Genomic DNA, 13,013 nt, shown 5'->3' on the forward strand with positions numbered 1-13,013 from the left:
ATTATATTGTTGACTAAGAAACAATATTTAGCTAATTAAGGAGAAATTCAATGTCAAAATTTAAAGAAAATAATGATCAAAATTCAGAAAAAAGAATAGACAAGCATGCGTTAGCCTTTGGTCTTATTTCAGGTTTCCTTTGTGGGCTTGGTTTTAGTATCATAATGCCGGTTGTTCCATTTTTAGTGCGGCCTTATGTAAATAGCCCTCAAAATCAAACTATTATTGTTATATTACTTACATCTGTTTATGCAGTCTGTGTCTTTTTTGTTGCTCCTGGTATCGGGGCTCTAAGCGATAGATATGGTCGTCGACCAGTCTTATTAATTTGTCTTCTAGGCTCTGCTATTGGCTACCTAATTTTTGGAATAGGTAGAGCTTTATGGGTTTTATTTATTGGACGTATTGTTGAAGGAGTGACAGGTGGAAGTATTAGTACGATTTTTGCTTATTTTTCTGATATCATTCCTGCTCAGCAAAGAACCAAATATTTTGGATGGATGAGTGCTGTAGTTGGAGTTGGAACGGCTATTGGCCCAGCATTGGGTGGTTTACTGGCTAGATTTGATTACTCATTGCCGCTGTATTTTGGAGCAATAATTACAGTAATCAACGTTGTATATGGATTTATCTATATGCCTGAGAGTTTAGATAAAAAAGATCGAATTGTAGCTATTCCAATAGTAAGGTTGAATCCATTTACACAATTAATTACTATTTTATCGATGAAAAATTTAAAATGGTTGTTGATATCAGCTTTCTTATTGTGGTTACCAAATGGTTCATTACAGGCTATTTTTTCACAATTTACAATTGATAATTTTAATTGGAAACCAGCTATAATTGGATTGATGTTTTCAATTATGGGCATCCAAGATATTCTTTCACAAGGGCTAATCATGCCTAAACTTTTATTAAAATATACGGACAAGCAAATTGCAATTGTTGGAATGACAGCTGAAATTATCGGGTATAGCTTGATTGCAGGCTCAGCTTTGTTTTCATTTTATCCATTTTTTATTATTGGAATATTTGTTTTTGGATTTGGGGATTCAATTTTTGGTCCATCATTTAATGGAATGTTATCTAAATCTGTTGATGCTAGTGAACAAGGGAGAGTCCAAGGCGGTAGTCAATCAATTCAAGCTTTAGCAAGAATTGCTGGACCGATTATTGGAGGTCAAATCTATATCACACTAGGTCACGCAGCTCCTGCTTTTATGGGTGTGATTCTCATTGCACTAGCGATTTTATTTCTATATAAGCGCGGACTTGTTGAGACTTAAATTATATTTAAATTACTAGCACCAAGAATGGCGTTTTTTGTTGATAATTCTAGCTTATTAGACTAGGTCTGTTAAATCTGATTTTTGGAAAAAGATGAATTCCTCTCAAAGTAAAGAACTACTTTATGGGGATTTATTTTTTTTGTTTGATTTAGGGGATTCAAAGAGCTTTTTATCCGAATAAAATCAGTTTTTTTGGTACCTTAAATTTTTTGATTAGACGGTTGGCACTAGATAAAGTATAATGAATAGTAGAATAAGTGATGATAAGGGGTACGGTAAAGTGGATGGTATTTTTATAACAATTGAAGGTCCAGACGGTGCTGGGAAAACAAGTGTCTTAAAGGAGTTGTTGCCATTACTGGAAGCAACAGTGCAAATGGATGTTATTGCAACTAGGGAACCTGGTGGTAGTCGAATTGCAGAGGAAATTAGAGAATTAATCTTGAATCCAGTCAATACTGAAATGGATATTCGGACAGAAGCTTTACTTTATGCCGCAGCACGGAGACAACATTTGATTGAAAAAATAAAACCCGCCTTAGAAAGCGGTGCTTTATTAATGTGTGATCGTTTTGTAGATAGCTCTCTAGCCTATCAAGGTGCTGGTAGAGACATCGGAGTTGAAGCTGTAAGAGAGATGAATCTATTTGCTACAGAAGGCTTGGAACCAGACCTAACGCTCTATTTAGATGTTGAGGCAAGTGTTGGAATCGAACGGATTACACGTAATAAGGATAGTCGTCAGTTTGATCGATTGGATCAAGAAAAAATTGAATTTCATGAAAAAGTTCGAACAGCTTATCTGAAACTAGCTAGTGAAAATCCAAAAAGAATTAAAATGATTGATGCTAGTGGAGCTATTTCAGAAGTTGTAGCAGCTTGTTATACGTTAATTACAGAAAAATTAAAATTGAAAGAGGTTGAATAAAATGAAATTACTATTAGCGATTGTTCAAGATAAAGATAGCGCACGTCTTTCAAATGAATTTGTTGATGCAGGTGTAAGAGCAACAAAACTCTCTACAACAGGTGGGTTCTTGAAATCAGGGAATACAACGTTTATTGTTGGGATTGAAGATGAACGGATTCAAGAAGTTTTAGATATTATTCGTGAAACCTGTCAAGCAAGAGAACAATTTATGACTCCGCCAATTAGCCTAGACGTTTCTATGGATACACATATGCCTTATCCAATTGAAGTCCAAGTTGGTGGTGCAACAGTATTTGTTATGCCGGTAGAACAATTCCATCAATTTTAGAAGATAAGGGGACTAAGATGGATAACGAAAACAATTTAGAATGGTTACAACCGCAACTTTTTAATCGCTTCAAAAAAAACTTACAGCATGGGCAACTTGCTCATGCTTACCTTTTTGAGGGCGTACCAGGTGTTGGTAAGAAGGAAATGGCTATTTGGTTGTCGCAAGCTATTTTTTGCTTAGAACCTGAAGATGGTCTACCTTGTGGGAAGTGCCAAAATTGTACTAGAATTTTGGAACACCAACACCCAGACGTTACTGAGCTTGCTCCAGATGGCCTTTCTATTAAAGTCGATCAAGTTAGAGAATTAAAAACCGAATTTTCTAAAAGTGGTGTTGAAGGCCGTCAAAAAGTTTTTATTGTTGAAGATGTTGAAAAAATGACAGTTGGAGCAGCCAATAGTTTATTAAAATTTTTAGAAGAACCTGAAGGAACAGTCGTGGCTTTTTTATTAACAACGGCTAAACAAAAAATTTTACCGACTATTTTATCTCGTTGCCAGCTTGTTCATTTTTCACCACTTTCTAAACGAATGTTATTAACTGAATTAAAAAAATTAGAAATTAGTGAAAAACAGGGCGCTTTATTAGTACATTTGACCAATAGTTTGGAATCAGCAGTTGAAATGAATCGCAATGAATGGTTTAATGAAGCTAGGGATATTATCTGGAAATGGTTTCAGTTAATTTCTCAAAATGAAAAACAAGCTTTTATTTTTGTTCAAACAGATGTTATGCCTCATTTTAAGGAAAGAGAACAACAAATGCTGGCTTTTGAATTGTTGTTGTTAGCTTATCGCGATGCACTGATGCTTTTGTATGGTTCAGTTGATCAGTTAGCTTATCCTCAACATCAAAAGATACTACAAGATTTTCTGGCAAGAAGTCGAGGGAAAGATGTAACAGCAGCGATTGAAACGATTTTATTTAGTCGAAAAAAACTAGAAAGTAATGTTTCAGCGCAAGGTGTTTTTGAACAAATGGTTCTTTTATTAATGAGAAATTCTATTTAGACAGAATAAAGCTGGAGTGAGGGACGATTCATGAAAACAGTAATTGGTGTTAGATTTAAACATGCTGGCACAATTTATTACTTTTCTCCTGGTAGTTGGGAATGTCACGTTGGCGACCAAGTGGTTGTAGAAACGCAACATAGCATCGAAATGGGCAATGTTGTGATAGATAAAAAAGAAGTTTTAGAAGAAGATTTAATTCATCCTCTCAAGGAAATTAACAGTATTGCTACTGAAAAAGATTTCCAAAAGGAAGAGCAAAATAAAATCGATGCAGCTAAGGCTTACGATATTGCGACAGAAAAAATAACTCATCATCAGTTGGAAATGAAACTGATTAATGTAGAATATACTTTTGATCGTAGCAAGATGATCTTTAATTTTAGTGCAGAAGGTCGAGTTGATTTTCGAGAGTTAGTTAAGGATTTAGCTAGTGTGTTTAAAACACGGATTGAATTACGCCAAATTGGTGTTAGGGATGAAGCTAAATTACTTGGTGGAATTGGACCGTGTGGACGTATGCTGTGCTGTTCAACTTTCTTAGGAGACTTTATGCCGGTATCTATTAAAATGGCTAAAGATCAAAATTTATCGTTAAACCCAACGAAAATTTCAGGCTTATGTGGCCGTTTAATGTGTTGCTTAAAGTATGAAAATGATGAATACGAAGCAGCTAAACGTGAGTTGCCAGACTATGGGAAAAAGGTAGTAACACCAGATGGTGAAGGAACAGTTATTGGCTTAAACTTATTGAGCCGAATTATTAAAGTGCGCTTGAATGGGAAAGAAACGCCCTTAGAGTATACTTTAGAAGAATTAAATGAAGCAACTGCTAATATGTAAAGAAGGTACATTGTGTTACTTTCTCAGAACGATTTCATATAAAAGAGTAGGTGAGGACCGATGGATAAAAGAACTTTATATGATAGCTTCACCAAGTTAGAATTGGATACTGATGCTACTTTACACCAAATTACAGCGTTAAAAAAAGGTGTAGAAGAGTTAGTTGAAGAAAATGCGGTGCTACAGATTGAAAACCAACATTTAAGAGATCGTTTAGATGATATAGAAAAACAGAAACGAATTGATGAAGAGGTAGTCGAACCAGAAATGACAAAATCTCGCATGAATTTAGAAAAGCTATATGAAGATGGCTTTCATGTTTGTAATGTCTTCTATGGCTCAAGAAGAGTTGGGGATGAACCCTGTGCATTTTGTTTGGATGTAATTTATGGTGAGCGAAGAACGTAAATAAAAACAATACGTTTCAATGCTATCTATTTCCTTTGGAATTGTGAGTTTAAAAGGAAATATGTTTTATTAATGGAATTAAAATGTATTAAAAAGAATAGTGAAGTGGGAGGATTGTGGGATATTTAGTTTTTTTACTAAAAGTATCCCGCAATTCTATTTTTATCCCTCCGATAGTCTTGTTTCTACAAGGTTTATGACGTTATTAGTCCCCTCGTTGGTGCGTTGAATATAGTGTTCTGTTTGGCCAGTATTTGAATGACCCAAGTAATTAGCTGTATCGGTTAAAGTTGCGCCGGCTAGTGCTGCTTGAGTGGCGAAATTATGCCTCATCATGTGAGGGTGAATCTTTATATTTGCTTTATCACTAACTATTTCAAACAATCTGTTTAAATGATTAGCAGAGTATGGTTTTCCAGTTAGTGGATTTAAAAAAATATAATCATCTTGGTGGAGAATTTCCCCAAAATCTTTTTTTATATTAGTTGCCTCTTGAATCGCATATTCAAGTAAGTCGCTACCTTTTTTATCTATTCTAATTATGCGATCGCTATCTTTTGTTTTAGGTCCTTTTCTAGGGGCATTAGATGTTCGGGTAATAGCTACGTGGAGTTCAGCTATGTTCTGATCACCAACAAATTTTACATATCTAGAAGTTATTCCATTTACTTCACCGCGCCTTAGACCAAAAATAGTCAAGTATAGTCTGGCAAATTGATATTTTGAAAGAATAGCCTCAGCAGTTTCAAGAAAAATTTTAAAATCTTTTAGCTCTATCTTTTTATTTTTATCTGGGCTATCTCTCTGTAGGACAATTCTTGAAAGTCGATTCCGTTCTAAAACACCGCTGTTAACAGCATCGTTAATTAAAGCCATGAATTGATTGTGAAAAGTTTTTACAGATTGATATGCGTATCCATCTATATATAATTTACGATTGATAAATTTCTGGTATATATTTCTATTTAATTTTATTAATGGAACATGACCGAAATCTGGGAATATATGGTTATTATAAATATTTATAAATGATACTTGAGAGTCAGAGGTCCATACCTTAGACTCTATTCGGTTTTTTTTAAAGGTTTCAAAGTAATCATCAACAGTAATTTTATGGTTGTTTAAGTAACCGAATTCATGTTGTTCGATATTTTTTTCAGTCTCCCTAACAAATGCTCGTGCGGCGGGAAGTGAAAAGCCTGATCTATCTATTTCTTTATAAACACCATATGAAACAGTGTATCTCATACGGACATGATATTTAATTCCTTTTTTTGTAGAATAAGAAAAAATATTTGGATATTTTGTTTTAGTTCTTTTTGCTTTTGTCATTGTAATGAATTCCTTCCTTTTAATGTCGGACAGGACTTTTAAGGGAAGTATTGTCATCACTCCTTTCTATGTATAAATATTCCGATTATGAAGCGTCAATGTAGGGTCTTTGATTAATATAGACTACTGTGTTGTTTTTTGGGTTAACCCATGCTAAAAAAGTTTCTTTAGTATCGGTAGAAGATAGATATTCAAATTGGTAAAGTTCTAACCCGTCAATTTCTTTTGCCTTACTTCCGATTTCTTTTAAGTTTTTATAGTGATTGATTTGTTCATCATGTACCAATGATTCAGCTATTTCATTTACTTTTATCGCGTCATCAATCTGAGAATAAATAAAATCATCTGATTTCCAAATTTTTACTGGTTTGCCGAGCTCTTTTGATAGTTCTTTAATGTTGAATCCAATATTTATTGCATCAACGTCTTTTTGTGACAAATCTTTTTGGACTAATTCCGAAGAAGTTTCAGCAGCTTTATTTTGACTACCGCATCCAATTAAAGAAACCAGAGATAACAAAATTAAGCCAACACTTAATGTTTTTTTCATATTTCCTCCTTGTTTATCACAAAAAATTAAAGACCACTTTTAATTTTTTTATGATATAATTATATTGTCACGCTCGTTAATAGTGATTATAAGCTAAAGTAGTTCTTGCGGGACTATTTTAGCTTTTTTTGTTGTTCTTCTAATTGTTTTTTAGCAGTAGCATAGACAATCTCTTGTCTGTGAAAATCAAGTTTATCATATATATGAGTAATATCTTTGGAAAGACCAATTTTTTCTTCTATTGGACCTCTTTCGTTATCGGGTATTCTTTTTTTGTCAACATCAAATCCCATTAACCAAGGTTCATTAACATCCAATGTTTTTGATAATAAATATATTCTATGCTGATCAGGAGATTGGATTCCGTTGACATATTGTGATAATGTGCTTTTCCCCATTTTGATTCCAAGCTCTTTTTGTAAGGGTAGTGACATCCTTAAGATGTCAACTTGCTTTAGATTACGTTCACTCATTATTTGTTTTAGCCTAGTTGATGTAGATACTTTCAAGTGTTTCACCACCTTTCCACTAAAGTATACAATTTATTGAACATAACTTCAATAAAAAAGTTCATGATTCGTGAATGTTTTAGTTGACAGCGTTCAAAAAGGAGTATATGATTTAGATATAAAAGTTCATGTTTTATGAACTAAAAGAAGGAGGAAAAGAAATGAGCTATGATTATTCAACGCTTGTAGGAAGGATTACTGAAAAGTTAGGGACTCAATATAATTTCGCACTTGCGATGGGGTTATCAGAAAGAAGTGTTTCTCTTAAACTTAATTGGACAGATGTCAATAAAGTAGACACAAAAATAGATACAATTTAGATAGACCCAAAATAGATTTTTTCTTTTTCATTCGGGGTCATCATATTGTTTGCTGAATGGGGGCGTTTTGAATTGTAAAAACCCTCTATATATTCAAATGAAGATTGTTCAACTTCTTGGATTGTTCTAAATGTTCTGCGGTTCAGTTCTTCTTTTTTCATATATTTAAAAAAAGACTCGTTTACGGCATTATCCCATGGGTAAGCTGCTTTGGAATAAGATGGAACGAGGTTATGTGTGTCTAAAAATTGACGAACACTAGTCGCACAGTATTGGCTTCCACGATCTGTATGGAATAGAACAGGCTCTTTGGGATTTCTTTGATTCACAGCTGTTTCAAGTGTCTCAAGGACTAAAGAAGCTTCCATAGTTGGACGAACGCGCCATCCTATAATTTTCCTGGAAAATAAATCTAAAATGACACAGAGATAAACAAACCCTTTATTAACAGGAATGTAAGAAATATCGCTCGTCCAAACTCGATTCGGTTCAGTCGGATTGAATTGTTGGTTTAAGTGATTTGAGTAAGCTAAAGAAACCTTTGGTTTCGCATATAAAAATTTCGGCTTAGCTGTAGACATTTTTGGCAAATCCATTGATTTCATTAATCGGTACACTCGCCCAACACTAATGAAAATTCCAAAATCACGCTCAAGAACAACTTTTATTTTCGCAGCACCTAATCGTTTTTTAGAATCCATATAGATAGAAAAAATGGTTTGTCGAAGCTGTTGATTTTCAACAGTTCTAGGAGCAGGAGTTGGGTCAAAGTGTTTATAATAGGTACTTCTATTTACGTTTAAGACTCTACAAAGGCGCACAATAGAATGATCAAAACGTAATAAATGAACCGCATCTAATCGTTGTTTGAGTGTGGCGTGAAGATGGCAATCGCTTTTTTTAAGATGAGGTTTTCCTCTTCTAATAAAGCATTTTTCTTCTGTAAGTCTTTAATCTGTTTAGCAGTAAGGATAGAACCATCTTCAATTTGAACTTCAGAATATTGTTTTACCCAGCGGGATAACGCTGTAAAGGAAACGCCATAGTCTTTACACAACGAAGTTTGTGTTTTACCTCCATGGTAAAGATTAACAAGGCTTTTCTTAAATTCTTCATCATATTTTTTGTAATTGGACATTTGAATCATTCCTTTCGTTTTAGTGTCTACTTATAAACAGTATACCATTAAAAATACTGTCTACTTTATTAGTATATATCCAAATGACAAAGTGTCTTGGAAAGATGATGAAATTTTAAAAGCGGCTAAATTATTGAATGTTGCAATAGATGACATTCCAAGGTATTTTTTTAAAGAAAAAGTTCACGAAAAATGAACTAAGAGTTGTTTCTATATTAAATGGACGATAGATTGAAGAAAAGGGGGTGGATTGAATGAACATCCAGTTTGATAAAATGGGAACTAAACAATTTTTTGAATGGTTCGCAACTAAGATAATGGAAATAATGATGCCTAAGTTGTTAGGGATGATGAAAGAACAGTTAGACACTGATGAGCTGTTAACAGCAAAAGAAGTAACTGATAGAATTCTAAAATGTTGCGATAAAACTGCCCAAGCTCACTTTTTAAATAGGAAAGGGTTTCCATATTTGGATTTTGGAGAAAAAGGCCGAAGGTATCCTAAAAAAGCAGTTGAAGAGTGGATCGTTAAAAATACTAAGCTAAATTAATAAAATGTCGGACAGGACAAAGCAGTGGGGAAACAATATTTACAAGTAACTAACATAATTACTAATACAAGGAGGGCATCAATGAATCAAGAAGATTGTTATATAGGTGAGTGTAATATTGGGAAACCAATCGATGGAAATAAAGAAAGAAAAATCATTGAAGAGATCAATCTGATTTTGTATAAAGAAGGCGCAAGTGCAAAAGAAGCTAGCAAAATTTTAACTAAAGCCGAGAAAATATTTCATTCAAATAGTTGGCATACCGTTCAAATGTAAGAAAACGATATGCCAATACATTAAATATTTACTTTTTGAATAGTAGTAATTGCAGATGTTTTTAGATGGATAGGTTGATTTTGTTCAAACTTCTCATTTAAGAAGGCATAAACATGATCATGATATTCTAGTCTGTCAATTGGATCATGCCGCTTTACAGAAATGAAAGAATATTTAGCTAATCCATTCAATAAGTCGAAGTAATAGTCATTTCCCCAAGAGTAGGCATTTCGAGATATTTCGCTTTGAGGTAGTTCATTTGAGAAATAAAGTTCGTCAAATCCATCTACTTCAATATTGCTGCCATCAGAGACACATATTGATAAAACGATTTCCATAGTTTCACCACCTTGTTAATTATTCAGCAAAGGGATTGCTGGTAATATAAGTATAGCAATAAAGTTTAATAGGCGCTATATACGAAATATCAAGGAGGAAAACAAATGGCAGAAAACAAGAAAAACGGGAATGGATTAGATTGGGAAAGACAGAACTGTAATTGTATGCATAACGAAAGAATTCCGGTGAAAATAGAGTGGGATAAAAATTGGTTATACCAAGTAGCTATTGAATTTCTCGAAAAATTCTATAATAAAAAGTTAGAAAAAGAATGGTTAACAATGGAAGATATGGAATACATTACCGGATTTAGTAGTAAGTGGATAGTCAGTAATATATGTCGAGATCCAAGAGTTATCGAAGGTGATTTGGCACGTAGGATGGGTGAAGGTGTAAGAGCACCTTGGAGATTTGAAAATCAAGGAATACGTGAATTTTTAAAAAAATATTTTAAGGAAATGAGTAAAATATAAGAAAAAATTGCTTTGAGACTGGCAGGAACAATATTTACAAAAGTAACTAACATAACTACTAATACAAAGGAGCTGTAAAGATGAAAAGATTAATGACAGAAGAACAAGAAACGGAATTTGTTGCATTGGTAATAGCAGAAGTAAAATCGAAACGGATGACAATTACAAATATAAAAGAAGCAATGGAAGAAGTTTATCAACATATAGAAAATAATGCGACATTAGAAAAAAGTTGCCATTTAACTGACAACTTTCTTTGATCAATTAATAAAATTTATAGCTATATGCGCTACCGTTTACTATTAAATAATATCTTCCGGTACCAGATACAGTAATATTTACTGGGGTTTGAGAGTAATTCCCACCATGGTAAGAAAATTTAGATCCTGCTTTCATCTTTCTATAGTTGTTGCTATCAACTAGGAAAACATTTGCAGTATTTTTCAACTCAACTCGTACTGATAATTTACCAGTACTATCGCAATAGGGTATTTGAACCATTTTTATCACCTCGTTTTTACTTTATTTCAGCAGACCACTTGCTAATAATATAAGTATATCAATTTTATAGTATAGGTGCTACCAACAATTTAAATTATGGAGGAAAGTAAATGAACGAATTAATTAAAGTAACAACAAATGAAAATGGAGAGCAACTAACAAGCGGTCGTGATTTACACAGATTCCTTGAAGTAGCTACAGAATATAAAGACTGGTTTCCTAGAATGGTTAGATACGGATTTGTTGAAGGTGTAGACTTTAGCGCAATTTTGAGCGAAAGCACTGGAGGACGTCCTAAACAAGATCATGCTTTAATTTTAGATATGGCCAAAGAGATTTCTATGATTCAACGAAGCGAAAAAGGGAAACAAGCTCGTCAATATTTCATCAAAGTTGAAAAAGAATATAAACAATTTAAATTGCCAGCTGACCCAATGGAAGTTTTAGCCTTAACATTTGAAGCTCAAAAGCAGACGAATAAAAATCTTGAAGCAGTAAAAATTGACGTGGATATGTTGAAAAATGAAATTGATCTATCTAGGAATCAAAAAGCACAATTATCCAGAGCGGTTCGATTTAACTGTATGAAAGCAGTAGGTGGAAAGAAAGCAAGAGCATATACACTATATTATCGAGTAGCAATTTCCGAACACTGGAAAGAAATTAAAGATTACTTTGAAGTTGCAGCTTATGAAGAAATACCGAAGCTTCAGTTTAATGATGCAATGGAGTTAGTTGGTATGTGGCATCCGTCAGCAGAATTAGCGTTGAAAATTAAGAAAGCTAATACTCAAACAGAATTATTTGATGAAGTAGTCTAAGGAGGAATGACTTATGACTGACAAAGTAAATGATTATTTTGGTACAGATGATAAAGAAACTGCAATTTGGTTTTTTGGTGGGTTGGGATTTACTATTTTATGCGGTGTAATTGTAATTATTGTTTCGGTGGTGATTTAGTGATCAGTAGCGAACAAAAGTACGAGGAACGAATGGAGTATTATTTCAAGAAATTAAGTGAGTTAGTGAAACATACAAACGACTGGTCAGCTGCTAGAATCAAAAAACGCAGCAGACGGTTAAAGAACTATAAAGAAGCTACCGAAGCAAGACGAGTAATTAAAAAATGAAGTTATTTGAGTATAAAACAAGTAGCTTCTTTATTTACGCAAAATACAGACAAAAAAAGTCACTAGCGACTGGAATCGTTAGTGACAGGTAGAAATGTTTAATTAAATCGGTACATTAATTATACCATTTCAAGCCTAATAAATCTAGTCAAAACGCTAGTATTAAGGGCGTATAGTGAGCTTGTATAGGATAGTAACATTCTTACGAAACTATAAAAAGTGGAGGGTGTAAGTCAAATGTTCATGAGAGAGAAACAAATTAAATGTGGCAAGAATTATATGGAAGTAGATATCATCCCAGGAATAGGGAGGGCAATAAAACTAAAACAAGGTGAAAAGAAAAGAAAAGAAAAATTAATAAGACCAAGCCAAGTAAATTTAAATGAAAAAAATAGTAAAAGATATATGAAGCTGCTAGCACATGGTAATTTTACAAGAAAAGATTTGGCTTTAGTGTGCACTTACAATGTGAATTATGCGCCAAAGACAATTGAAGAGGCAGAAAAAGAAATAAGAAATTATCTAAGACGTGTGGCATATGAAATGAAAAAGCAAGGTGTTGGTCCACTTAAATATATTTTAGTCACAGAATTTAAAGAGGATGAAGAAGGAAATTTTGTAATTAAACCTCACCACCATCTTATTATCAATGGTGGTTTAGACAGGGATAAACTGGAAAGTTTGTGGTCAAAAAAAATAAAAGGTCAGCCAAAAGAACAAATGGGTTGGATCAATGCAAAAAGACTACAGTTCGATGGTAATGGAAACGGCATAGAGGGTTTAGTTAAATACATGAATAAGCCTTATAAGAAAAAAAGTTGGTCAAGTAGTAGAAATTTAAAACGTCCAGAAACGACACCAGATGATCGTAGATATAAAAAACGCAAAATAGACCAGTTAGCAGTATCTAATGATTTAGGAGAAGAATTCTTCTCTAAAAAATATCCAAATTATGACATTGTATCAATTGTTCCTAAGTTTAATAAGCATACAGATAGGTGGCATGTATATCTGAAAATGTGGAAAAAGGATAGGAAGAAAAAGTATTATGGTTAAAAAATGAAATACAGGGAAGGTGTTCT

The 13,013-nt window shown here is 33.4% G+C and carries 22 protein-coding genes; 16 read left to right on the plus strand and 6 right to left on the minus strand.

Features of this window, described 5'->3' with window-relative positions:
- Positions 1 to 50: 50 nt before the first annotated feature.
- The 6 genes from BR77_RS12270 (at position 51) to BR77_RS12295 (ending at position 4,812) form a co-directional block, all read left to right on the plus strand.
- Positions 51 to 1,286, plus strand: coding sequence for an MFS transporter (locus tag BR77_RS12270; RefSeq protein ID WP_035065152.1), 1,236 nt, complete (start codon positions 51 to 53; stop codon positions 1,284 to 1,286).
- Positions 1,287 to 1,569: 283 nt separating this feature from the next.
- On the plus strand, positions 1,570 to 2,217 hold the full coding sequence (gene tmk, locus BR77_RS12275; RefSeq protein ID WP_015077654.1) for a dTMP kinase: 648 nt from the start codon (positions 1,570 to 1,572) through the stop codon (positions 2,215 to 2,217).
- Position 2,218: 1 nt separating this feature from the next.
- Positions 2,219 to 2,548, plus strand: a complete 330-nt coding sequence (locus BR77_RS12280; protein ID WP_010053484.1) for a cyclic-di-AMP receptor — start codon at positions 2,219 to 2,221, stop codon at positions 2,546 to 2,548.
- A 17-nt stretch (positions 2,549 to 2,565) separates the two neighbouring features.
- The gene (holB, locus tag BR77_RS12285) at positions 2,566 to 3,561 is read left to right on the plus strand and encodes a DNA polymerase III subunit delta' (protein WP_010053485.1); all 996 of its coding nucleotides are present in this window, start codon (positions 2,566 to 2,568) and stop codon (positions 3,559 to 3,561) included.
- 30 nt (positions 3,562 to 3,591) lie between these two features.
- Positions 3,592 to 4,404 carry a PSP1 domain-containing protein gene (locus tag BR77_RS12290; protein ID WP_010053486.1) on the plus strand — a complete coding sequence of 271 codons (813 nt, stop codon included), beginning with the start codon at positions 3,592 to 3,594 and terminating at the stop codon, positions 4,402 to 4,404.
- 60 nt (positions 4,405 to 4,464) lie between these two features.
- Entirely contained in the window at positions 4,465 to 4,812 is a 348-nt protein-coding gene (locus BR77_RS12295) for an initiation-control protein YabA (protein ID WP_035065157.1), read from the plus strand.
- Between the two features lie 162 nt (positions 4,813 to 4,974).
- Here BR77_RS12295 and BR77_RS12300 read toward each other — a convergent pair whose 3' ends face one another.
- The 3 genes from BR77_RS12300 to BR77_RS12310 all read right to left on the minus strand — a co-directional run bounded on the left by BR77_RS12300 (position 4,975) and on the right by BR77_RS12310 (position 7,203).
- Positions 4,975 to 6,144, minus strand: coding sequence for a tyrosine-type recombinase/integrase (locus tag BR77_RS12300; RefSeq protein WP_035066150.1), 1,170 nt, complete (start codon positions 6,142 to 6,144; stop codon positions 4,975 to 4,977).
- A gap of 85 nt (positions 6,145 to 6,229) precedes the next feature.
- Positions 6,230 to 6,694, minus strand: a complete 465-nt coding sequence (locus BR77_RS12305; RefSeq protein ID WP_035065161.1) for a hypothetical protein — start codon at positions 6,692 to 6,694, stop codon at positions 6,230 to 6,232.
- Between the two features lie 113 nt (positions 6,695 to 6,807).
- Positions 6,808 to 7,203, minus strand: coding sequence for a helix-turn-helix domain-containing protein (locus tag BR77_RS12310; protein ID WP_035066154.1), 396 nt, complete (start codon positions 7,201 to 7,203; stop codon positions 6,808 to 6,810).
- A 161-nt stretch (positions 7,204 to 7,364) separates the two neighbouring features.
- On the opposite strand from BR77_RS12310, the gene BR77_RS12315 reads away from it, so the two are divergent.
- On the plus strand, positions 7,365 to 7,523 hold the full coding sequence (locus BR77_RS12315) for a DUF739 family protein (RefSeq protein WP_080732574.1): 159 nt from the start codon (positions 7,365 to 7,367) through the stop codon (positions 7,521 to 7,523).
- Here the strand turns inward: BR77_RS12315 and BR77_RS18740 are convergent.
- Positions 7,520 to 8,661, minus strand: a protein-coding gene (locus BR77_RS18740; RefSeq protein WP_233463432.1) for an IS3 family transposase whose coding sequence is annotated in 2 segments (ribosomal slippage) — positions 7,520 to 8,415 and positions 8,415 to 8,661 — 1,143 coding nt in all. Because the reading frame shifts where the segments join, the coding sequence is not laid out codon by codon here. The genes BR77_RS12315 and BR77_RS18740 overlap by 4 nt on opposite strands.
- A 22-nt stretch (positions 8,662 to 8,683) precedes the next feature.
- Here BR77_RS18740 and BR77_RS18745 point away from each other — a divergent pair.
- The 3 genes from BR77_RS18745 to BR77_RS12335 all read left to right on the plus strand — a co-directional run bounded on the left by BR77_RS18745 (position 8,684) and on the right by BR77_RS12335 (position 9,488).
- Positions 8,684 to 8,857: a DUF739 family protein gene (locus BR77_RS18745; protein ID WP_257613278.1), complete on the plus strand. Its 174-nt coding sequence runs from the start codon at positions 8,684 to 8,686 to the stop codon at positions 8,855 to 8,857.
- A 58-nt stretch (positions 8,858 to 8,915) separates the two neighbouring features.
- Positions 8,916 to 9,212 (plus strand): MerR family transcriptional regulator, encoded by a 297-nt coding sequence (locus BR77_RS12330; protein ID WP_035065164.1) that lies wholly within the window; start codon positions 8,916 to 8,918, stop codon positions 9,210 to 9,212.
- Positions 9,213 to 9,293: 81 nt separating this feature from the next.
- On the plus strand, positions 9,294 to 9,488 hold the full coding sequence (locus BR77_RS12335) for a hypothetical protein (RefSeq protein ID WP_035065168.1): 195 nt from the start codon (positions 9,294 to 9,296) through the stop codon (positions 9,486 to 9,488).
- A gap of 20 nt (positions 9,489 to 9,508) precedes the next feature.
- Here BR77_RS12335 and BR77_RS12340 read toward each other — a convergent pair whose 3' ends face one another.
- Entirely contained in the window at positions 9,509 to 9,826 is a 318-nt protein-coding gene (locus BR77_RS12340) for a hypothetical protein (protein ID WP_035065171.1), read from the minus strand.
- 105 nt (positions 9,827 to 9,931) lie between these two features.
- Here BR77_RS12340 and BR77_RS12345 point away from each other — a divergent pair, with 105 nt between their 5' ends.
- Both BR77_RS12345 and BR77_RS12350 read left to right on the plus strand, forming a co-directional pair.
- A complete protein-coding gene (locus BR77_RS12345) occupies positions 9,932 to 10,300 on the plus strand; it encodes a hypothetical protein (protein ID WP_035065174.1) in 369 nt (122 codons plus the stop codon).
- An 80-nt stretch (positions 10,301 to 10,380) separates the two neighbouring features.
- On the plus strand, positions 10,381 to 10,560 hold the full coding sequence (locus tag BR77_RS12350; RefSeq protein ID WP_035065177.1) for a hypothetical protein: 180 nt from the start codon (positions 10,381 to 10,383) through the stop codon (positions 10,558 to 10,560).
- 4 nt (positions 10,561 to 10,564) lie between these two features.
- On the opposite strand, the gene BR77_RS12355 is transcribed toward BR77_RS12350, so the two are convergent.
- Complete coding sequence (locus tag BR77_RS12355) at positions 10,565 to 10,801, minus strand: DUF1883 domain-containing protein (protein WP_035065180.1); 237 nt, start codon at positions 10,799 to 10,801, stop codon at positions 10,565 to 10,567.
- Positions 10,802 to 10,911: 110 nt separating this feature from the next.
- Here BR77_RS12355 and BR77_RS19130 point away from each other — a divergent pair, with 110 nt between their 5' ends.
- From BR77_RS19130 to BR77_RS12365, 4 genes are all read left to right on the plus strand, one after another.
- Complete coding sequence (locus BR77_RS19130) at positions 10,912 to 11,622, plus strand: antA/AntB antirepressor family protein (protein WP_035065182.1); 711 nt, start codon at positions 10,912 to 10,914, stop codon at positions 11,620 to 11,622.
- Between the two features lie 13 nt (positions 11,623 to 11,635).
- Positions 11,636 to 11,761, plus strand: coding sequence for a hypothetical protein (locus tag BR77_RS19530; RefSeq protein WP_257613286.1), 126 nt, complete (start codon positions 11,636 to 11,638; stop codon positions 11,759 to 11,761).
- Complete coding sequence (locus BR77_RS19135; RefSeq protein WP_155520271.1) at positions 11,761 to 11,931, plus strand: hypothetical protein; 171 nt, start codon at positions 11,761 to 11,763, stop codon at positions 11,929 to 11,931. The genes BR77_RS19530 and BR77_RS19135 overlap by 1 nt, the downstream gene beginning before the upstream one ends.
- 237 nt (positions 11,932 to 12,168) lie before the next feature.
- Positions 12,169 to 12,987: a rolling circle replication-associated protein gene (locus tag BR77_RS12365; RefSeq protein ID WP_035065185.1), complete on the plus strand. Its 819-nt coding sequence runs from the start codon at positions 12,169 to 12,171 to the stop codon at positions 12,985 to 12,987.
- Positions 12,988 to 13,013 lie beyond the last annotated feature (26 nt).

Origin of the sequence: Carnobacterium maltaromaticum DSM 20342, from assembly GCF_000744945.1 — a bacterium.
Lineage (GTDB): Bacteria > Bacillota > Bacilli > Lactobacillales > Carnobacteriaceae > Carnobacterium > Carnobacterium maltaromaticum.

Bases quoted from the DNA above. Each gene is read 5' to 3' on its own strand.
- BR77_RS12270 (WP_035065152.1), top strand. From the start codon at position 51: ATGTCAAAATTTAAAGAAAATAATGATCAAAATTCAGAAAAAAGAATA.
- BR77_RS12335 (WP_035065168.1), top strand. From the start codon at position 9,294: ATGAATCAAGAAGATTGTTATATAGGTGAGTGTAATATTGGGAAACCA.
- BR77_RS12300 (WP_035066150.1), bottom strand. From the start codon at position 6,144: ATGACAAAAGCAAAAAGAACTAAAACAAAATATCCAAATATTTTTTCT.
- BR77_RS12315 (WP_080732574.1), top strand. From the start codon at position 7,365: ATGAGCTATGATTATTCAACGCTTGTAGGAAGGATTACTGAAAAGTTA.
- BR77_RS12280 (WP_010053484.1), top strand. From the start codon at position 2,219: ATGAAATTACTATTAGCGATTGTTCAAGATAAAGATAGCGCACGTCTT.
- BR77_RS12290 (WP_010053486.1), top strand. From the start codon at position 3,592: ATGAAAACAGTAATTGGTGTTAGATTTAAACATGCTGGCACAATTTAT.
- BR77_RS12350 (WP_035065177.1), top strand. From the start codon at position 10,381: ATGAAAAGATTAATGACAGAAGAACAAGAAACGGAATTTGTTGCATTG.
- BR77_RS12295 (WP_035065157.1), top strand. From the start codon at position 4,465: ATGGATAAAAGAACTTTATATGATAGCTTCACCAAGTTAGAATTGGAT.
- BR77_RS12355 (WP_035065180.1), bottom strand. From the start codon at position 10,801: ATGGTTCAAATACCCTATTGCGATAGTACTGGTAAATTATCAGTACGA.
- BR77_RS12345 (WP_035065174.1), top strand. From the start codon at position 9,932: ATGGCAGAAAACAAGAAAAACGGGAATGGATTAGATTGGGAAAGACAG.
- BR77_RS19130 (WP_035065182.1), top strand. From the start codon at position 10,912: ATGAACGAATTAATTAAAGTAACAACAAATGAAAATGGAGAGCAACTA.
- BR77_RS12305 (WP_035065161.1), bottom strand. From the start codon at position 6,694: ATGAAAAAAACATTAAGTGTTGGCTTAATTTTGTTATCTCTGGTTTCT.
- BR77_RS19530 (WP_257613286.1), top strand. From the start codon at position 11,636: ATGACTGACAAAGTAAATGATTATTTTGGTACAGATGATAAAGAAACT.
- holB (WP_010053485.1), top strand. From the start codon at position 2,566: ATGGATAACGAAAACAATTTAGAATGGTTACAACCGCAACTTTTTAAT.
- BR77_RS12330 (WP_035065164.1), top strand. From the start codon at position 8,916: ATGAACATCCAGTTTGATAAAATGGGAACTAAACAATTTTTTGAATGG.
- BR77_RS12340 (WP_035065171.1), bottom strand. From the start codon at position 9,826: ATGGAAATCGTTTTATCAATATGTGTCTCTGATGGCAGCAATATTGAA.
- BR77_RS12365 (WP_035065185.1), top strand. From the start codon at position 12,169: ATGTTCATGAGAGAGAAACAAATTAAATGTGGCAAGAATTATATGGAA.